The sequence below is a fragment of the Polynucleobacter sp. UB-Siik-W21 genome (genome assembly GCF_018687415.1).
Taxonomy (GTDB): Bacteria; Pseudomonadota; Gammaproteobacteria; order Burkholderiales; family Burkholderiaceae; genus Polynucleobacter.
Map to the genome: position 1 here is coordinate 1,272,358 of NZ_CP061289.1, position 20,289 is coordinate 1,292,646.

Genomic DNA, 20,289 nt, shown 5'->3' on the forward strand with positions numbered 1-20,289 from the left:
TAGCTCTTTGATCGACTCTAAAAAGGATATTTGCACTACTTTAGTGCAAAATTGACCTAAGAAATTTCATGAATCTCATAGCCCAGCTCTTGGGTGCCCGCTCTTAGGGCAATCCAGGCATTTTCTAATAAATTGGCATTGCCCTTGATACCCAATTCAATATGCCGCTGGGCATACACACCACCCTTAGTAGCATCACCCACAGACGGCAGGCTAAAGACCTTCACGCCTGGGAAGTTAGCTTCTATGCGTTCCATCAGCGGGGTTAAGGTGGACTCAATACCCTTGGGCACAATGAAACTTTGTTCTGCCCAGTTTTCTTGATGAAAGAGATCTTGGTAATGGGTATCTAGACACCAAGCCATCATGGGGGCGGCCATCACCGGAAAGCCCGGAACAAAATGATGTTCCCGAATCCGAAAGCCAGGGATCTGGTTATAGGGATTTGGGATGATGTCACTACCCAGTGGAAACTCACCCATCTTGAAGCGGTGTTGATTTTCTGGAGTATTCAAATCGGCTTTGATTGGATCACCCTCTGCCATAGACTGAATGCGACCAGCAATGAGCTCTTGCGCCTTCGGATGCAATGCGGTTTTTGTACCTAGTGCTAAGGCAGCACATTGGCGCGTATGATCGTCTGGAGTCGCACCAATGCCGCCCGTACTAAACACCACATCGCCGCTGGCAAAACTTTGCTTGAGGGTTGCTGTAATTTGCTCTGGATCATCGGCAACATACTTTGCCCACGAAAGACTCAAGCCCCGTTCATTGAGGAGTTCAATGAGCTTACTCATGTGCTTATCTTGACGACGACCTGACAAGATCTCGTCGCCGATGACGATTAAGCCGAATCTTCTTGTGACCACCTCTGTCGAGGCATCCACTGCTACTGTTTTGATGACATCATCCATGGTATGGAAGTTCCGAATCTACTAAGCGGGTTTCTACTGTTAATGATTTTTCTAATTCTTCTTGTCTCAGCGTTTGCAGCGCATCTAATAGAAAATGGCTAAACCATAAAGCAGCAAACACAAAAATGAGAGAGTACACCCAAAGGGCTACAAAACTCACTACTGGAAACAATACCAAGGCTAACGCAGAAGTAGCCCAGAAGAATGTGGGTACAGCGCCGAGCATGCCCGAGATCACACCCATAGTGAGTAATGACCATCGATATTTTTCTATTAGAAGATCGCGCTCTTCGGTGCTGGCATGCTTAGCTAAGACATCATATGACATGAGGCGCATTGTCAACCAACCCCATAAGAGCGGTGGTAACACAGCTACGAGCGGAGGAACCCACCACACTGGCAAGGTCAGCATCACTAACGCTAAACAGATCAGCGCAGACCATAAGGTATACATCAAGCTACCAAAGAGTCCACCGCCACGCTTTGCTTCCAAACCATGATACGCAGATTGTCGAGCTACGATCCTAACAATTGCTGGCACGGTTGAGAAGGCGATAAACACTAAGAGGCTGATCGTGATCAGAGGAATGATCAACATAACAAAAAATAGTGGCGCGATCCAAGCTCTGGCATTTTCAAAGCCAGCCCAAATCAGACCTTCCTGGATCCAGCTCGTGAACATGGAAGTCGTGAGGAAAATACTCAATGCTTCCAGCGCTGGGGTCCAAGCAAGCCAAATGAGACTACCCCATACAACAGAAACAATCAGAAATGGTCGCAGACTGAGCCACAGCATGCGTGGATGCATCGTTCCCACCAGTGCAAGTCCAAACGATTTAAATACTTGCTGCAATCCAACCATAAAACTCCTATGACATACCTTGGGTATGTTTACTTTGGTAATAACTCTCTGAATGCGTGTACCAAACACTGCCACTGCTGAGTAATGACATTTTGCGAAACCGTTAAGTTTCGCACGCCTGTGGGATAAACCGTCTTAGGAAAAATCGCCGTCCTAAACAACATATCCCACCAGGGAAAAAGAATGCCAAAGTTACAGCCGCCCAGCACTCCAGGCTTACCAATGGCTTCATGACCATAGCCCACGGCATGATGCATGCGGTGATACATCGGTGAAATTAAGAGATAGCGCGCAGGTCCTAAGTGAATCTTGATATTGGCATGCTGCCAACTTTGAATAAATTGGCTCAGTGCCACGAGTGCAATAAATTGACCAGGAGATACTCCAAACAAGAGTGCAAAAAATGCCATAAATACTGCACGCATGATGTCGTCTAACAGATGATTACGATTATCAGACCAAGCCGTCATTACTGTTTGACTGTGATGCAAGGCATGCAACTGCCACCACCAGTTAAACGAGTGGGCTGCACGATGGTAAAGATAATCGACAAAGTCAAGCAAGATCAGATAAAGCAGAAAGCTCACCACTGGTATCGAGGTAACTCCAGGCCACCAAGACTCTACATTAAAACGATCAAACCGAAAATCGTGCAAGATCGAATCGACCTCAAAGAAAAATCCAGATAAGGCAATGAAGATCAAGCCATGAAAAATCCCCAGGCGATGAAACAAGGTGTAGAAAATATCCGCCTTGCTTGAAATAGCAAAGCGATCTTGCGCTTCTGCAGGATGAAAGCGTTCCCAAGTGCGGAGCACAACCATGATAAGAAAGATTTGAATACAGCCAAACAGAAACCAATCCATGCCATCAAATACATCCTCGGCCCACGACATCAGATCCAATTGATACAACAATGGCCCTACCAGGGTCGAAAAAATCCACTCTTGCAGACTGCCATAGGCGTTTGAGATTGCAGAGGTGATAAAGTTTAAATCCATGCTTTATTTTGACTGATCTGCAGATTTTTTGTGCGCCGCGGGCAATAGACCAAAACAAAAGCCGCGTTGCTTCAGATTAATGATCAATTGCTCTAGCACTGCGGGTGCCCAGGGATCTTTTCTGGACCAAATACCAAGGTGCGCCATCGTGATGTCGCCATCCCGAATATCATGACTCGCCTTCTGCAAGAGTCCAGCATTAGGGTACTTATCAGAAGGAAGCTCATCTCCCAAGAAACCAGCGGGGGCCCAGCCAATGTGTTGATAGCCACACATCTCCCCCATCCGGATCAAAGTTGGTGAGGTTTTACCTCCAGGAGCACGCCAGATTTTTTGCAATGGTTGATTCGTCATCTCTTGGAAGCGTTGATCTACTCTGCGAATTTCCTTGCACATCGCGGCTTCGTTATAAAGCACCGTCATGCCAGCTTTAGGTCCAAATTGTGACTTTTCAAAAACCTCACCTTTGGGGCCGTCTTTGACAAAATATAGATGGTCGTATGTGTGACTACCAAAGTGATGACCTTCTTTGGCCAGTTCTTGCCAGTAGGGTTTCCAGGCATCATCTAATGCAAAATCACCACGATAGGTTTTTTCATTCGCCAGAAAAAAAGTGGCTTTGATATTTTGATGCTTCAAAATCTCATCAACCTGATGCGCAACTGACATATTGCCAGTATCAAATGTTAAATAGACTGTCTTGTTGCAACTGGATGTCTGTGCGCTAGAGCCGAATGAAAAACAGCCGAGCAAGAGCGCGGCTGTTAGATAAACGATGCGGTAAACGATGTGATTACGTTTCATCAAAGAACTCCCCTTACTCCCATGGAGCCATAGGGTAGAAAAATACACCGTGAGGAGATCTTCCCACTGGGATGACGCTCACCAACTTCATCGTGGGTATATCAATTACCCCCGCTTTTTTTGCAAAACGGAAAGTCACCCACAAGCTTTTGCCGTCAGGAGTAATTTCCATATCATCTGGACCAGACGGAAGACCAGTAATATCACTCTCCTTCTCGAGAGTTTGCATATTGATCAAGCTGATCGTAGAAGCAATGCGGTTGCTTACAAAGACATACTTTTTATCCCCTAAAGGACGGAAGTTATGTGCACCCTTGCCGGTATAGATTCGCTTAACTTCCTTGCGAGCTTTCCAGTCAATCACTTGTACGAAATCTTCGCCGGTAATACCAACCAAAAGATATTGGTCGCCAGGTGTCATCCACAAACCTGCAGGCACTTTGCCAGTAGGCATCACCCACAATACATTTTGAGTTTCAAGATCAATCGCTGCCAGTTCATTAGAGTCTTGCAATGTGATGAAGGCAATTTTGCTATCGGCAGTGAACGCAATATGACTTGGAGTCTTTCCCAACTTTACGGTCTTGGATAATTTCAGATCAGCGCCATTCGCTGCATAAATATCAACGCGATCTAATCGATTGCCATTAGCTACAAACCATTTGTGGTTTGGAGAGTAGCCAATTTGGTATGGGTCAATAATATTGGGCATACGCCCAGTGATTTCACCGCTTATAGGATTCATCAACACGACATCGTTACCTGCTGCATTGGCAACCAATAAAGTTTTTTGATCAGGCGTCATCATCAAGTGATGCGGCTCTTTGCCAATATAGGTGGTTTTAATAACACGGCGACTTGGCATATCTATCAAACTCACCGTAGCTTCACCTGAATTGAGCACCACTGCTAGTTTAGGTTGTGCCGGTAATGCTGGCACCACTCCAGTTGCGGACATTTCAGCGAATACTGGATAGGGTATTGAAGCAAAGGCAACTGAAACGGCAATAGTGCGAAAAGCTCTAATCTTGATAAATTTGTGCATAAACCACATTGTAAGCAATGGAGAGAGTCAAAAGACCCCTAATAAGCAGTGGAATTGATCTAGCGCAAGCTCGCCAAAACTTTTTCCAAGCGCTTTAGGGACATGGGGGTCGGTGTTTTGAGCTCCTGGGCATATAAGGCCACCCTGAGCTCCTCTAATTGCCAACGAAAATCAGCCAAAGCCTGATCTTCACTCATAGCATATGCAGCTGCACCTTTACTCCCCTGAAGGAGTTTTTGCCATGGTCTTGCCACTGATTCCCAGTCTTTTTGACATTGAGCATCCCTAGAGGGATTGGCACGCATCTTATCAATGCGCATTGCAATCGCTTTTAAATATCGTGGCAAATGGACTAATTGCGCATAGGGAATGTCAGCTACAAATTTGGGAAAGATGAGAGCCTGTACTTGCGACTGAATATCAGCATAAGCACTGGATGATGCTGCTTTGGCTTGCGCCATCTTCTTTTGCAAATCTGCATAAGCTTGCAAAGCTGCCAAAGCATGACGAGAAATCTCTTGGGCAATCAGTGCTAGTCTGGGTTTACCTGCTTGCATTCGGTCGGCAAACTGTTCAGCATTATTTGGCAGAGGCTCAGTCATGAACGCGCGCTCAATCGCCAGATTGAGTATCTGATCGATCAAGCCTTCAACTGATCCAACATTGATAAACAGCAATCCGAGCTCGCGAATACCGGGCAACTGTTTTTGCAATGCTTTCAGCGTATCTTTATTGCCCAGGGCAAATAGACGACGTAATCCTTGTATATGTTGCTTTCGAGCCTCCAGCAAATCATCGAATACCTCGAGATCGCAGTATTCGCCACGATCAATCAGCGCCGGATATCCAAATAAAGTTTTATTGCCTTTTTGAATCTCTAAGGTTTCAGGCAACTCTCCAAACTCCCAGCTTCGATAGCCACTCTGCTCGACCTTCCTAGCTCCATCTGGTTGAATGCTTGCTTTGGACTTAGCGCTGGCTTGTGACAACGGCTCAATCCCCAGTTCTGCTTGAGCTACTTCCTGAGCAACTGCCTGAAAGGCATCGCGGGCAGTCTGTCCATATTCTGATCGTAAGCGCGCTAAGTTACGCTCTACTTCTAACTGACGTCCATGCTCATCAATTAAACGAAAGTTCATCGATGAATGTAGCGGCAAGGCCTCGGGTCTGAAATCAGTTCTTTTGATTTCTAGACCACGCTCTTTGCGAATATCATCGATGAGTTGATCGAGAAAATCACCCACTCCAAATTGCTGTGCCTCAAGCTTTCGCTCTAAATACGATTTTGCATAGTCTGGTAATGGCACACAATGACGCCGAATTTTTTGTGGCAAGGTTTTTAGTAAGAGCAGAATTTTATCCTCACACATACCGGGCACTAACCATTCACAACGACGACCATCCACTTGGTTGAGTTGTGCCAAGGGAACTACTAAGGTCACTCCATCTTTGGGGCTACCGGGCTCAAAGTGATAAGTTAAATTGAGCTCTGCTCCACCGACCTTCATCACTTTGGGATAGCGATCTACGGTAATCCCTGCCGCTTCATGGCGCATGAGGTCAGCTTTTTCTAAACGAAGCTGTGTATCGAGGTCAGGAATCTTTTTGAGACAGGCCCTGAGATCTTCTCGATTGCAAATGCCTTTAGGGATACGAGATTCATAAAAGGCAAAGAGCAAATCGTCATCTACCAAAACATCGGGGCGACGTGAGCGGTGCTCAAGCGCTTCGATTTCTTTAATCAGACGCCGGTTATGCCAAAAAAACCCAAACGTACCAGGATATTTTTTCTTAGCGTCTGCTTCGGTCTCGCGTTGCAGTGCTGGCGTATCCATGCGCCCAAACATTTCTTCTTGGACAAGCGCTTGGAGAATAAATAATTCACGGGCTTCTGCAAAATTATGTGGCTCATAGCGTACCCGGCGTCCGTGATAGATCGGCAAGCCATACAAGGTGCCACGCTCAAATGCTAATACCTCACCCTGGCGGTTATCCCAAAAGGGGTCGCTCAAGGATTTAATGAGTCGATGAGCCGCTACTTTTTCTACCCATTGCGGCTCTATCTTGGCAATGGTGCGAGCATACATGCGAGTGGTCTCTTGCAACTCACCAGCCAAGATCCAAGCACCAGCTTTTTTACCAATGGTCGAACCAGGCCAAATAAAGGGACGAATACCTCTAGCCCCAACGTAACCACCTGTCTTGCTATTACGGTCTTGTGATTTTTCATCCTCCTCTTTTTTAGCCACATAGCCTAATAAGCCAGTAAGTAAAGAGAGATGAACTTGTTCATAGGTTGCAGCGAGGCTATTGTCTTTCCAGCCCTTTTCGCTGAGCATGGTATGCAACTGACCATGAACATCACGCCATTCACGCAAGCGCCGAGGCGATAGAAATTTACTGCGACACAGATTTTCTAACTGTCGATTGCTATGTTTATGCTGTAAGGCGTCCTGATACCAATCCCAGAGTTTCACAAAACTCAAAAACTCAGAGCGTTCATCTGCAAACTGCAAGTGCGCCTGATCTGCTGCAGCCCCTTGGTCCATAGGACGTTCACGTGGATCTTGTGTAGCCAAGGCAGAGGCAATGATGGTGACTTCTCTCAAGGCATTCTGCTCTTTAGCAGCCAAGAGCATTCTGCCAATACGAGGATCTAGCGGCAAATCAGCTAACTGTTTACCAATCTGCGTTAGCTTAAAACTATGATTGATATCCTTACCATCGCCAACTTGAGCATCATCAAACTCTATTGCGCCAAGCTCATCTAGAAGTTGTACGCCATCAGCAATCGCTCTGCCCAATGGCTTATCAATGAATGGAAAGTGTTGAATTTTGGATAAGCGTAGTGAGCTCATCCGCAGCAATACTGCAGCTAGTGAACTGCGTAAAATTTCAGGATCAGTAAATTTGGGACGACTATGATAATCCTGCTCGCTATAGAGGCGCACACAGATACCATCCGATACACGACCACAACGCCCTGCTCTCTGATTAGCCGCCGCTTGTGAAATGGGCTCAATCTGCAACTGCTCTACTTTATTACGATAGGAATAGCGCTTCACTCTTGCTAATCCACTATCAATCACGTAACGAATATTAGGAACAGTCAGAGAAGTCTCAGCAACGTTGGTTGTCAAAATAATGCGACGACCGTTTCCAGGGCTAAAGACTCTCTCTTGCTCGGCCACAGATTGACGTGCAAACAAGCTCAGCACTTCTGGATGAAAGCGTTGCTGCAAGACATGGTCTTTGCGCAGTGTTTCAGCACAATCTCGTATCTCACGCTCGCCTGGCAAAAAAACTAAAACGTCTCCAGCGCCTGTAGCACCCTCTCGCCAGACCTTGGTAATTTCTTCGGCGACTGCATCTGGAATTTCTTTTGCGGTCTTGGATTCTTTCTTGCTATCAGGTTTTGAATCTGGTTCGAGCGGTGAATATCTTTGCTCTACCGGAAACAACCTGCCGCTCACCTCAATCACCGGTGCTACTTTGCCATTGGTGGCAAAGTGCTCAGAAAATCGCTGGGCATCAATTGTGGCTGAGGTAATGATGAGTTTGAGATCGGGCCGCTTGGGCAATAACTGCCTTAAATAGCCTAATAAGAAATCAATATTTAAGCTACGTTCATGTGCCTCATCGATGATGAGCGTGTCATAAGCTTTGAGTTGTGGGTCGCGCTGCGTCTCGGCCAACAAGATGCCATCTGTCATCAGCTTAATGGAAGCGGTGTTGCTGGTCTTATCAGCAAAGCGCACTTGGTAACCCACATCTTGACCAATGGGCGAAGCAAGCTCTTGGGCGATCCGCTTGGCAGTAGCGGTGGCAGCAATCCGTCGTGGCTGGGTATGGCCAATGAGTTTGCCACCATTGATCGTGCCACGCCCTAGGTCTAAGCAGATCTTTGGTAGCTGGGTGGTCTTGCCTGAGCCTGTCTCGCCGCACACAATGACCACCTGATGGCTTTGCAAGGCATCCTTGATGATCTGACGTTGACCAGAGACCGGCAATTCTTCCGGAAAGCGGATTTCAAGCTTGCGTCCGGTGTTGGAAGCAGGCACAGGCTTGGAGCTGGGTTTGGGTTTTTGTTGGTTTATAGGCTCTTGCACCCTATAATTTTCTCACTATGCCGACAAATGCACCAAACCAGGCCTCAACCGCCGAAGAATCTACCTCCAACTTCCCCTTCGTAGGGTGGTTGCGCGATGTTGCACCCTACATTCATAGCTTCCGCGAAAAGACCTTTGTGATAGCCTTCGCTGGCGAGCTTGTTCAAGAAATTGGTCTTGAGAATCTCATCGAAGATATTGCGATGTTGCATGCCATGGGTATGCGAATCGTTTTGGTTCACGGCATTCGTCCACAGATTGAAGAGCAGCTCATGCTGCGCAAAATTAAGAGTAAGTTTGGCAAGAGCGCCATGAATAGCTATCGAATTACCGATGCTGCTGCTCTAGAGTGCGTGAAAGAAGCTGCCGGAGAATTGCGTCTCGATATTGAAGCGGCATTTAGCCGTGGTTTACCAAACACTCCGATGGCAGGCTCTCGTATCTCTGTTATCTCTGGTAACTTTATTACAGCGATGCCAGTGGGCGTTGTCGAAGGGGTTGATTACATCCATACCGGCTTAGTGCGTAAAGTGGATTCCACTTCAATTAAGTTATCACTCGATAGCAACAAGATTGTGTTGCTCTCTCCGTTAGGCTTCTCACCTACAGGTCAAGCTTTTAACTTAGCTTACGAAGATGTAGCAGCTTCTACTGCTGCAGCGCTCAAAGCGGATAAGTTGATTTTCTTAAGTCCATATGAAGGTCTACACGATGCTGAAGGTGATCTGATTACAGAACTCTCCTTGCCTCAGTTGCAAGACTATATGGTAGAGAACAAAAATCTCGACGTTGGCATGAAGAGTTTGCTCAACATCTCTGGTAGAGCGATTCGTGCTGGGGTAAGTCGGGTTCACTTCTTGCCCTGCAACCAGGATGGCGCCTTATTGGAAGAGCTCTTTACCCACGACGGTATTGGCATGATGCTGGCCTCTTCTGATATTGAGAATTTACGCGAAGCCAATCAAGATGATGTCGGTGGTATCTTGCAACTCACTATGCCGCTAGAAGAAGAAGGGATCTTGGCTGCCCGCGGTCAAGACGTGATTGAGCGTGACATTCAGCGCTTCTCAGTGATTGAGCATGACCGCGTACTCTTCGGCTGTGCTGCCCTGTTCCCATTCCCCAATGGTGTTGGTGAATTAGCCTGTCTTGCAGTAGATCCTGATGTGCAAGGCTCCGGTGATGGCGAGCGTTTGCTAAAACGGGTTGAGATGCGTGCTAAACAAGAAGGCATTAAAAAATTATTTGTTCTGACGACGAGAACAGAGCATTGGTTTCTGAAGCGGGGCTTTAAAAGGGCCACGGTGGATGACCTGCCAGAAGAAAGAAAGCAAATTTATAACTGGGACCGTAAGTCCATGGTTTTAACTAAAGATCTATAAGAACAAAGAGATACATAAGAAAGGCACTACAGATGGTACGGATGGTTGAATGCATCAAACTCAATAAAGAGGCAGAAGGCTTGGATTTCGCTCCACTTCCTGGTGACTTAGGCAAAAAGATTTGGAATCAAGTTTCTAAAGAAGCTTGGGCTGCTTGGTTAAAGCATCAAACTATGCTCATTAATGAAAATCGCCTCAATATGGCAGATCCACGTGCACGCCAGTACCTCTTAAAGCAAGTAGAAAAATACTTCTTTGAAGGTGGTGCAGATATGGCACAAGGCTATGTACCGCCTGCCGAATAAGTATTGCAATACAGCAAAAATAAATTTCTATAAATACAGTTTCTGTTGTTGACACAGTAAAAGTACAGGCATAGGATGTAATCGTAGTGAGGCAGATATAGTGTCTTGCTACATTGGCGAAAGCCACTTCAAAATGAGCGCATCTATGCGCTCATAGGCTAAGGAACTAAATACCTTCCGAGTGCCTGCGCCATGCAAACCATGGCAAACAACCCGATGGGGATGCCCCGTCGGGTTTTTTATTTCCTCTTTACGGATTAGAGTGCGATGCGGCTAACACCAGAGGCGTTGCTGACCAGCAAGACATTGGCTTTCTCTTTAGCAAATAAGCCGACCGTAATTACGCCAGCAATTTGATTGATCTGAGACTCCATAGTGATGGGATCAGCAATGTGCAAACCAGCGACATCCAAAATCCAAGCGCTGTTATCGGTCACAAAGGGCTCACTTGGAGTTTGATTGAGGTCAGAGCGAGTATGTTTAGCTAAGCGCAAAGTCACCTTGCCGCCAAGCTTTTCCAGCTCTCTACTGACAATACCTTTGGCTAGCGGAATGATTTCGACTGGGAGAGCAAAATTACCAAGTACCGGAACCTGCTTAGAAGAGTCGCAAATGCAAATAAATTGCTTTGCCATGGAGGCAATAATTTTTTCGCGAGTCAGCGCACCGCCCCCACCTTTAATCATATGGCCAGCAGGATCAATTTCATCGGCACCATCGACATAGGCTGGCAGACTGAGTACATCATTAGGGTCGAGTACCTTAAAACCATGCTTTAGCAATCGCTCAGTCGTAGCATTGGAGCTAGAAACAGTTCCGGAAAAGTGATCCTTATGTGGAGCTAAGGCATCAATAAAGCAATTAGCGGTCGAACCTGTTCCTACACCCAAGATTTGTCCAGCGGGTAGCTTTAGTACCTCGTCTCGAGCAGCTTCGCCCACCATTTGCTTGAGTTGATCCTGATTCATATATCCACCAAACACCTTTACTGGAACTGAGTAATTAATCCATCTATCATATGATATTCACAAGAAATCTACTAAAGCAGACCCCTTAAATAGAGCCATCCAGCCATGAATAGCGCCTCTTCCGCTCCCAGCCAACTCGAGCAACTCAAAAAATTCACTACCGTCGTGGCCGATACGGGCGATTTTGAGCGTATGCAAGTGTTTCAACCTCAAGATGCCACTACTAACCCCTCCCTCATTCTGAAGGCAGCCCAGCAAAGTAATTACCAGTCTTTGGTGAGTGCGGTGAAGGCAGCTCACCCAAGCTTAAGCGTTACTGATTTGGTGGATAACATCTTGGTTGCCTTTGGCTTGGAGATTTTAAAAATCGTGCCTGGTCGTGTCTCAACCGAAGTGGATGCGCGTTTATCGTTTGATACCAAGGCCACAGTTGCTAAAGCAAAACACTTAATTGCCCTATATGAATCTCAGGGCGTTGATCGCAAGCGCATTCTGATCAAGCTCGCTGGAACTTGGGAGAGTATTGCTGCTGCTAAACAATTAGAGGCAGATGGCATTCATTGCAATATGACTCTACTCTTCTCGCTGATTCAGGCGGCGGCCTGTGGCGCAGCCAATGCAAAACTGATTTCACCGTTTGTTGGTCGGATTACGGATTGGCATAAGGCAAAACTCGGAAGCAATTGGAGTGATGCCCACAATGGTGGTGCCAATGATCCCGGTGTGACTTCAGTAAAGCGGATTTTTCATTATTACAAGCACTTTGGTATTCCAACCGAGATTATGGGTGCTAGCTTTCGCAATACCAGTCAAATCCTAGAGCTTGCCGGCTGCGATCTTTTAACGATTAGCCCTGAGTTATTGGCTGATTTGCGTGCAGGTACTGCCACAGTAAGTAAGAAATTGGATGGTGCCAATGCTCACGCTGCATTAAGTGCTGAGAATATAACGCCACTTAAACTAGATGAATCTAGCTTTAGGCTGCAATTGAATAATGATGCGATGGCAACAGAAAAACTTGCAGAAGGTATACGCAATTTCTGTATCGATACCGAAAAGCTGGAAGCACTGCTAGCAAAATAATTCGCTAGCAGTAGCTTTACATATGTTTAATTTACTTCTTAGCTGTATTGATACCGAGCAAGGTATAAGCCCCGCAATAACCAAAGATCCCTGTTAGCAAGGGGATAATTCCAATCCAAGCCCACGGGCCAGTGATACCAAAACCTGCTAAACCCATGAGGGTGACGCCAACAGTCATACGCAAAACACGGTCAGTGTGACCAATATTGCATTTCATATAAGCCCCTTTACTATTGAAAAACAACTACTTGGCAGCTTTATTATTTAATTTGGCAAGGCGCTGTCTTAATGCCTCATACAAGCATACGCCACTTGCTACTGAAACATTCAAACTGGAGACCACACCCTGCATTGGGATACGGACGAGCTCATCGCAGGTTTCTTTTGTAAGACGGCGCATGCCCTCACCTTCAGCACCCATCACGATAGCAATAGAGCCAGTAAGGTCGATGTCATAGATCGACTTTTGAGCTTCATCATCCGTACCAATCAACCAAACGCCCGCTTCCTGCATCTCTTTCATGCTGCGAACCAGGTTGGTGACAGTAATCACTGGCATGACTTCAGAGGCACCGCTTGATACCTTGCTCACGGTAGCATTTATCGAAGCCGAACGATCTTTCGGAATGACTACCGCATCTACCCCTGCACCATCAGTAACACGTAAACAGGCGCCAAAGTTATGGGGATCTGTCACGCCATCGAGCACTAAAAACAATGGTTTAGCTTGGGTGCCCTCGACATCTTCAATCACTTCGGTAATGGTACGCGCTATGGTCATTTTTTCAGCTAAAGCAACCACACCCTGATGACGGTCGTGGCCAGTCAACTTTTGAAGACGCTCAGCATCTGCTGCATGCAATCGTTCGCCCAAAATCTCTTCAGCTTGCTTCAAAAAATCTCCCATGCGTCGGTCGCGACGACTAGGATCGAAGTACACCGACTTTAGGCTATCGGGGTCAACACGCAAACGCGCTTGCACCGCATGAAATCCTACTAATATTTGTTTCATCTCTGTGCTTGTTCTTTATATGCTGATTATTTACGTCTGGCCTTGGTATTACGTACTGGCGGTTTTGTGCCTGCAGGCTTGCCGACTGATCTACCGGGTTTACTTGCCTTACCGTTTTTACGACTCGCTTTACTTTTGGACTGCGTTGCGCCCAAGGTACCAGCGGATTTTGCAGCATTAACGTTGATCCCACTGGGCTTTTGAGGCGCTTTATGAGCAGGTCTACTCTTATTAGGTGCCGCCTTTTTATTAGGCCGACCAGTATCAGCAGCCAATAATAATTGACGGCGATTAGAAGATCCACCACTTTCAGCACCGGAGCTCTTAACGAGACTGAATTCAATCTTGCGAGCATCTAAGTCAACACGGCTCACCAATACATGTAAACGATCACCTAAGCGATAACGAATGCCAGTCCGTTCACCACGTAATTCTTGACGGGCTTCATCGTATTGGAAGTAATCGCCACCCAGTTCAGTAACGTGAACCATACCTTCAACGAAAAGATTCTCTAGCTGAATAAATAATCCAAAGTTAGCAACCCCGGTTACCGTACCCGCATACTCTTGACCAAGATGATCTCGCATGTAATAACACTTGAGCCATGCCTCAACGTCACGCGAGGCTTCATCAGCGCGGCGCTCATTAGAGGAGCAGTGAACCCCTAGCTGACCCCAAATTGGTAATGCTGCGTTAGCCCCTTTTGGCGCTCTAGCGCCTCTCGCTGCAATATCTTTCGCATCGCTTTGGGATTTTTTGGCATTGACTGCATTCTCTCTTCCCTTACCCTTACGCGGTAAGGTCAAATTGAGTGGTACTTTTGGAGGCAAAACAGGCGTGTATGGCTTCTTCTGCAAAATTGACTTAATAACTCGATGGGTCAATAAGTCTGGGTAGCGACGAATCGGGCTGGTGAAGTGCGAGTAGGCTGGATATGCCAAACCAAAGTGGCCTTCGTTATCTGGTTGATACATCGCTTGCTGCATTGATCGCAATACAACTGACTGCAGCATATTGGCATCAGGTCGATCTTTAATCTCCCGCATCAACTTTGCATAATCACGAGGTTTTGGTTTTTCACCACCATCCAAAGATAGCCCTGAAGTTCTTAATACCTGACGCAAGGTCATCAACTTCTCTTCAGAAGGTTCGCCGTGAACACGGTACAAGCTGAGATGTTTATTTTTATCAATGAAGTCTGCGGCACACACGTTAGCAGTCAACATACACTCTTCGATTAATCGATGAGCATCATTACGCAGGCGCGGCTCGATTCGCAAAATCTTACCAAGTTCATTGCTAATGATTTGCGTTTCCGTAGTTTCAAATTCGATTGCGCCACGCTTCTCACGGGCCGACAACAGAATCTTAAATAAAGAGTAGAGATTGCTTAAGAGCGGACGGAACTGGGTAAAGCGTGCTGCTTCCGGACCTTTGCTATTAGACAGAATTTCCCAAACAATGTCATAGGTAAAACGTTGCGCAGAATGCATGACTGCTGGGTAAAACTGGTAGGCCAATACAATGCCATTGTTATCCACCACCGAGTCACACACCATACAGAGGCGATCAACATTGGGGTTGAGTGAGCAAAGACCATTCGAGATCTTCTCTGGCAACATCGGAATGACCCGTCTTGGAAAGTACACAGAGGTTGCCCGCAGCAAGCCTTCGTCATCCAAGGGATGTCCCGGTTTAACGTAATGCGAAACGTCAGCAATCGCGACGATGAGACGCCAAGCTTTAGTCTTGCCATACATGACTGGCTCGCAATAAACAGCATCATCAAAGTCTCTGGCATCAGCACCATCAATGGTGACCAATGGCACATCACGTAAATCGACGCGACCTTCTAAATCTTCTTGCTGAACTGCATCAGGTAATGCAGCGGCTTCTTTCATGGCAGCGGCGGAGAACTCATGGGGTACGCCGTACTTACGCACTGCAATTTCGATTTCCATACCAGGATCATCAATCTCACCCAAGACCTCAACAACCCGCCCTACTGCCTGACGATAGCTATCTGGATAATCAATAATTTCAACACTAACGACTTGGCCTAACTTGGCCTGTCCTTGACCCTTGGGTGGAATCAAAATGTCGTGACCGATACGCTTATCTTCAGGCGCAACAATCAAAACACCATTTTCATTTAAGAGGCGGCCGATTACGACCTTATTGGCATGCAGAACGACTTCAATAATCTGTCCTTCAGGGCGACCACGACGATCCGTTCCCAATACTCTGACATTGACTCTATCGCCGTGCATGACACGGGACATCTCTCTTTCGGAGAGGAAAATATCTTCACCACCATCATCGGGAATAACAAATCCAAATCCATCTCGATGCCCTTGAACTGTCCCTAAACGATCAGCCTCGCGGGGCACCAAGTCTTTTGCTTTACGCATTTAATTCCTTCGGCAATACATGCCCTATCTATATATCTACTGATATCTATTTTTGTTATGAATAAGGCTACTGTATCAAACCATCAAGTCTGAAGGGAAAAAGCCAAAATGGGGTTGAAATAGCCCAAAAACACCCATCCCTCTATAATAGAGGCATGCCCAGGTGGCGAAATTGGTAGACGCACCAGCTTCAGGTGCTGGCGATCGTAAGGTTGTGGGGGTTCGAGTCCCTTCCTGGGCACCACTGCTGCTTCTAAGTTAACACCAAAGCCATATTCTATATTGATTACTTCATCTAAGCAATATCTTTGTAACCTGATTTGTAACCCATTCTAAACAGTTGTAACCCAAATGTAACCCGGGCGGCGTGGGGCTCTTCTATGAGACCCGATACCCGACTTTTCAGGTACCCCACCCCATCGATCCAGAGGCTCCAACAAGAAGTAAGCTAGGATAATTTTTTATAAACGACTGAACATAAGACCAATAAGAGACAATGCAAGAGAACAAAAAAGCTACCTATAAAAAAGCCACTGTATAAGTGGCTTTTTTATGTTTATCTTTGCTGATATTGTTGGTATTGTTGTTGCTGCTGATAGTTATTTAATGACTGTCTTTGCTGCTCCTGTTGCATTTGCCACTGTTGTTGTCGCATTCGATTATTTTGCCGCTCCATTTCTTCAGCTTGTTTTTCTTGATTTATACATTGTTGATACATTTGCTGTGCCATTTGATTCATTTGGTTATTGTTTCCATATGTTGGAGCACTACAAAATGCCATAGCAAGAGATGGTGACAGTAATGCCACTACAACAAAAATCTTTTTTGTATTCGATAACATTCCACTCTCCTCATTTACATTGTATTTGGATATTTACAAGATTCATAAATGACTGTAAACCAAGTATTTACAAAAGTCTATTACGAATTTTTGTAATATTTCATACGGATTAAAACGGTACTGGCTAATGTTTTTAGAGTGTTTATTGGACTTCTTAAATATCGGTTACTTACCTAATGATGAACAAAATTGGGCATTCAGTCAGCGCACTAACAACCCCTTAAAGTAAATAAATTTGGTTAACGACACGAAGGCAAACTAAATTTATACCGTAGACTGCACTTCTTTGTGTCCTTGCAGCCCGAAATAATCAAAACTGCCACCAGTGTTGTTTCTTCCAAATTTGGCACTCAAACCTATGAGAGGAATCAAAGTCGTCAGTTAGTGACCTTGATTTTAACGTCAACGTTTTGGTATTAAATATGTACTCATAAGAGGGTTCGTCATTTGCTCTTGCATGCCAAGATTTATAGGTATCACCACCAACCATGAAGCTTTCATAGTCACTAAACCACCGACCACCCCAATATTCTACATTTGTAATCGCATATAAGGCCCATGTCTTGCGGTTATCTTCAGTGTCATACTTCAAGGGCAGTGGTTGGTTAAGCTCGACCCCTTTGTACGCAAAATAAAGACCGTCAACAGCCTTTGTTATGGTGATGCCTGCGGGGTCTTTGGGCATAACTAGTTCAGATATGACCAGAGTTACTACATCACCGTCAAATTGAGCCCGAAATGAGTCTCTATTTTTTGATTCTGTACTTTCATTCTCAATCCAAGCTTCGGTACTAGTTGCACCATTCTTAGCGCAACTTGGAGTATTGCCCCTCCAATTTACACAAATCTCGTTAGGCGACACTTTAATGATTTGCTGAGTATAGCTAATATCTTTACTAAACTTCATTGGATGATAGGACTCGCAAAAATATTCATTCTCAGAAATAGAGCATCCCTGCAAAATTATGAGTAAAAACGCGAGGCCATATTTATACATGTTAGATTAAAACCATTTACGTTGACAGGTACCAATAAAGTTAGCCTTTAGATCATCCATCCCAACATCGCCATCTAAAATATGATCACCTTTTCCGGTAAAGCTAACTGAAAGTTGATTGGCAATTTGATTGTAGGAAAAGTCATATCTGATGTGCTGCAAAAAATCAGTTGAATAAGAGCCCTCATATCCTACAGCAGTGGATTTGGCAAAATTGTTTTTACTATTAAGCTCTTTGTATAAAGGAAATCTATCCTCGTTAATAATTATTGCACCCCTACTGAATAAAAGTGACCAGCTAACCTCTAAATGCTCATCGTCAAGCAATTTAGTTACTTCTTTATTTGATCCATTAGTCCAAACTCTTACCTTATTAAACTGCCCTTTACAAATCATCGTCGGATAAATTAATTGATACGCTAAATAAATTACAAGCGTAACCATACTAACAACTAAGAAAACTCTCTTAAAAAATCTGTGGTGAATAATTTTCTTCATCAAATTCTTATTTACCTAATGATGAACAAAATTGGACATCAGAAAGAAAATTTCCAGAAAAATGATCTCCTGTTTTGTCCTTATTATCTTTAAGGTCTACCCAGTACAAATCTATAAGCCTCAATTGTCTCGCTAATGCATTTTTAAAAAGCTCTTGCTTAGAAAGTTTATTCTTTGATTTATTGGTGCTCTCCTTTAATTCGTCTAATTGAACAGCAGCCTGTAGAAAATCTGTTGAGTATTCTGCCAGCTGATCCGTTTTGGCTTTTGGCATATTCATCTTTTCTGCACCAATACCGCTCATAACAGAGTAAGCCGCTCCGCATCTAAGGTACACATAGCTAACAGTTACCATGTCCTCATTCATAAAATTACTTTTGGAGGTTATCTTATTTAGTGGCTTTAAAGAATCCGCTTGCGCCGATAGACTAAAAATCGAAAACACAAAAAATATAAGCACTCTCATCCCGGACTCCCCTTGCAAACAAGCTTCATCATCTCATCATTTACGGTGCCTTCTGCACCCTGAAACCAATCAGTTTTTCTATGCATTTCAACATTGACGATATTGCCTTTGCCCTTGCGACCGTCATAATCAATCAAATCCGATATTTTAAATTTATTATTTTTGCAATCTTGAACGACTTTTGTTTTTGATGAGACGATAGTTAAGTTTCCTGATTTCCATGGAGTTGAGTAGTCCACTAGCTCCCAATAAGTCACTATGTCACCTTCCCGTTTAAGGGAAGCTGGGTCATAGGAATAAATATTTTGACCATCCGATGAAGTTACAGCTTCCCATAATTGACTATATGCAGGACTAGCAATTACGAGAAATACAATGAAGAGTATTTTTATCATCTATAAAGATCGTGTTTAATTATTAGCATCTGATCTTGAAGGATCTAACGTATAGATCTTGATTCACCCTCAAGACCTTCTAGTTAGATCCTCTAACATTTCTTTAATCTTTCTAATATCACTATTCATTTCATTGAATGTACTAACAAACCAAAATAACGCTCCAACCACAAGACCTATAAGAATATATCCAGTTACTGTTTCCATATAAATTGATCTTTAGGTTTATTTGCTACCAATCCATTGGCAATTGATCTAAAAATATTTGCTAGTGCAGCAACTCCTAAGAACACCGTATAAACAGCAAAAAAGAATGCTGAAATTACTTCTTTAGATTCAAAGATAAAAGCTAGGCAATAAATTAGTAGTACGAAACTAGCGCCAGCTAAGGTAATCAGATAATTTTTAACATAGTATCCAGCTACCAACGCCGTACCAATAACAACTAAATTCAGTACATATTTGTGACTTAAAAGATCTAGATAGCTCATTTCTGAAAAATCAAATAAGTGACTACCTATGAAAGTGCCAATTAATACTGCCAAGGCAATCAACTGGGGTGTAATTTTCTTCATATAGATTCCTCTTTCTTTGAGTAATTAATAACATCTACTAATTTTATGATGCCCAATAGATTGAACTAACGCCCCTGAACAGTCCTTAAAATACATGAAGTATGCTGAGCAGTGCCTTCTTTCAAACCATTGTTTGTGCAAATAGTCTTAGCATCATTCATCGACATCACATCGCCAGCTCTTAAAATACTATTTGAACTTCTATTGCTGTCATGAAAATTTCTACATTGCTGGTAAGCCGCATCTCTTTGGGCTTGATTAAGCACAATATTCTCATAAATTGGGATTGATGAGCAGTTCACATCGCCTTGTGCTGGGTTATAGACAGTGCCTAAAGAAACGCCAAAGGGTCCTGTTAAGCTTTGCTCGCTACTCTTTGTACATTTAGTATCAGTTCTTACATACCGTTGCTGAATTTGGGCTGGAACAGTCTTGTCTACCTCTGCCATGCAATTAAAGTGTTCGCCTATAGATTGGCATCCAGCCAGTAAACCACTTATTAGAACTATGAAAGGAAAGCTAATTTTCATATACAGCCTATTTGTGTTTTGATGCACAAGAACTTGTATTTGTTTGGAGGCAACAAATATAGCTCCAGTTATTACCTAAATTCTTTTGATT

Annotated in this window: 20 protein-coding genes and 1 tRNA gene; 4 read left to right on the forward strand and 17 right to left on the reverse strand. The window is 44.5% G+C overall.

From position 1 onward, the window contains the following. Nucleotides 1–56 precede the first annotated feature (56 nt). The 6 genes from C2756_RS06630 to hrpA form a co-directional block, all read right to left on the reverse strand. Entirely contained in the window at nucleotides 57–914 is an 858-nt protein-coding gene (locus C2756_RS06630; protein WP_215318176.1) for a molybdopterin-binding protein, read from the reverse strand. Then, nucleotides 907–1,776, reverse strand: a complete 870-nt coding sequence (locus C2756_RS06635; protein WP_215318178.1) for an EI24 domain-containing protein — start codon at nucleotides 1,774–1,776, stop codon at nucleotides 907–909. Before C2756_RS06635 ends, C2756_RS06630 begins: the two co-directional genes overlap by 8 nt. A gap of 29 nt (nucleotides 1,777–1,805) precedes the next feature. Further along, a complete protein-coding gene (locus C2756_RS06640; protein ID WP_215318180.1) occupies nucleotides 1,806–2,777 on the reverse strand; it encodes a sterol desaturase family protein in 972 nt (323 codons plus the stop codon). A gap of 3 nt (nucleotides 2,778–2,780) precedes the next feature. Next, the gene (locus C2756_RS06645) at nucleotides 2,781–3,581 is read right to left on the reverse strand and encodes a polysaccharide deacetylase family protein (protein ID WP_215318182.1); all 801 of its coding nucleotides are present in this window, start codon (nucleotides 3,579–3,581) and stop codon (nucleotides 2,781–2,783) included. A 13-nt stretch (nucleotides 3,582–3,594) separates the two neighbouring features. After that, nucleotides 3,595–4,539, reverse strand: coding sequence for a cytochrome D1 domain-containing protein (locus tag C2756_RS06650; RefSeq protein ID WP_251372165.1), 945 nt, complete (start codon nucleotides 4,537–4,539; stop codon nucleotides 3,595–3,597). A 146-nt stretch (nucleotides 4,540–4,685) separates the two neighbouring features. Then, entirely contained in the window at nucleotides 4,686–8,687 is a 4,002-nt protein-coding gene (hrpA, locus tag C2756_RS06655) for an ATP-dependent RNA helicase HrpA (RefSeq protein WP_215320878.1), read from the reverse strand. Between the two features lie 65 nt (nucleotides 8,688–8,752). On the opposite strand from hrpA, the gene argA reads away from it, so the two are divergent. Beyond that, complete coding sequence (argA, locus tag C2756_RS06660) at nucleotides 8,753–10,117, forward strand: amino-acid N-acetyltransferase (protein ID WP_215294908.1); 1,365 nt, start codon at nucleotides 8,753–8,755, stop codon at nucleotides 10,115–10,117. 32 nt (nucleotides 10,118–10,149) lie between these two features. Continuing rightward, nucleotides 10,150–10,422, forward strand: coding sequence for an oxidative damage protection protein (locus C2756_RS06665; protein ID WP_215318190.1), 273 nt, complete (start codon nucleotides 10,150–10,152; stop codon nucleotides 10,420–10,422). A gap of 257 nt (nucleotides 10,423–10,679) precedes the next feature. Here C2756_RS06665 and rpiA read toward each other — a convergent pair whose 3' ends face one another. Further along, the gene (gene rpiA, locus C2756_RS06670) at nucleotides 10,680–11,390 is read right to left on the reverse strand and encodes a ribose-5-phosphate isomerase RpiA (protein WP_215318192.1); all 711 of its coding nucleotides are present in this window, start codon (nucleotides 11,388–11,390) and stop codon (nucleotides 10,680–10,682) included. A 105-nt stretch (nucleotides 11,391–11,495) separates the two neighbouring features. On the opposite strand from rpiA, the gene tal reads away from it, so the two are divergent. Continuing rightward, complete coding sequence (gene tal, locus C2756_RS06675) at nucleotides 11,496–12,473, forward strand: transaldolase (protein ID WP_215318194.1); 978 nt, start codon at nucleotides 11,496–11,498, stop codon at nucleotides 12,471–12,473. 31 nt (nucleotides 12,474–12,504) lie between these two features. On the opposite strand, the gene C2756_RS06680 is transcribed toward tal, so the two are convergent. From C2756_RS06680 to rnr, 3 genes are read right to left on the reverse strand one after another with little or no spacing between them, the layout of a single operon-like run. After that, entirely contained in the window at nucleotides 12,505–12,690 is a 186-nt protein-coding gene (locus tag C2756_RS06680) for a DUF2892 domain-containing protein (protein WP_215318195.1), read from the reverse strand. Nucleotides 12,691–12,717: 27 nt separating this feature from the next. Then, complete coding sequence (gene rlmB / locus C2756_RS06685) at nucleotides 12,718–13,485, reverse strand: 23S rRNA (guanosine(2251)-2'-O)-methyltransferase RlmB (RefSeq protein ID WP_215318197.1); 768 nt, start codon at nucleotides 13,483–13,485, stop codon at nucleotides 12,718–12,720. 26 nt (nucleotides 13,486–13,511) lie between these two features. Next, entirely contained in the window at nucleotides 13,512–15,896 is a 2,385-nt protein-coding gene (rnr, locus tag C2756_RS06690; protein WP_215318203.1) for a ribonuclease R, read from the reverse strand. A gap of 157 nt (nucleotides 15,897–16,053) precedes the next feature. Here rnr and C2756_RS06695 point away from each other — a divergent pair. Continuing rightward, a tRNA-Leu gene (locus C2756_RS06695) sits at nucleotides 16,054–16,140 on the forward strand. Between the two features lie 312 nt (nucleotides 16,141–16,452). Here C2756_RS06695 and C2756_RS06700 read toward each other — a convergent pair. The 7 genes from C2756_RS06700 to C2756_RS06730 all read right to left on the reverse strand — a co-directional run bounded on the left by C2756_RS06700 (nucleotide 16,453) and on the right by C2756_RS06730 (nucleotide 20,117). Then, on the reverse strand, nucleotides 16,453–16,737 hold the full coding sequence (locus tag C2756_RS06700) for a hypothetical protein (protein ID WP_215318205.1): 285 nt from the start codon (nucleotides 16,735–16,737) through the stop codon (nucleotides 16,453–16,455). A gap of 310 nt (nucleotides 16,738–17,047) precedes the next feature. Further along, nucleotides 17,048–17,644, reverse strand: coding sequence for a hypothetical protein (locus tag C2756_RS06705; RefSeq protein ID WP_215318206.1), 597 nt, complete (start codon nucleotides 17,642–17,644; stop codon nucleotides 17,048–17,050). A gap of 96 nt (nucleotides 17,645–17,740) precedes the next feature. Next, nucleotides 17,741–18,232 (reverse strand): hypothetical protein, encoded by a 492-nt coding sequence (locus C2756_RS06710; protein WP_215318207.1) that lies wholly within the window; start codon nucleotides 18,230–18,232, stop codon nucleotides 17,741–17,743. Nucleotides 18,233–18,239: 7 nt separating this feature from the next. Next, nucleotides 18,240–18,599: a hypothetical protein gene (locus C2756_RS06715; RefSeq protein WP_215318208.1), complete on the reverse strand. Its 360-nt coding sequence runs from the start codon at nucleotides 18,597–18,599 to the stop codon at nucleotides 18,240–18,242. Nucleotides 18,600–18,694: 95 nt separating this feature from the next. Beyond that, on the reverse strand, nucleotides 18,695–19,093 hold the full coding sequence (locus C2756_RS06720) for a surface-adhesin E family protein (RefSeq protein ID WP_215318209.1): 399 nt from the start codon (nucleotides 19,091–19,093) through the stop codon (nucleotides 18,695–18,697). Between the two features lie 194 nt (nucleotides 19,094–19,287). Continuing rightward, a complete protein-coding gene (locus C2756_RS06725; RefSeq protein ID WP_215318210.1) occupies nucleotides 19,288–19,668 on the reverse strand; it encodes a hypothetical protein in 381 nt (126 codons plus the stop codon). 65 nt (nucleotides 19,669–19,733) lie between these two features. Continuing rightward, nucleotides 19,734–20,117 (reverse strand): hypothetical protein, encoded by a 384-nt coding sequence (locus C2756_RS06730; protein ID WP_215318211.1) that lies wholly within the window; start codon nucleotides 20,115–20,117, stop codon nucleotides 19,734–19,736. Between the last annotated feature and the right edge of the window lie 172 nt (nucleotides 20,118–20,289).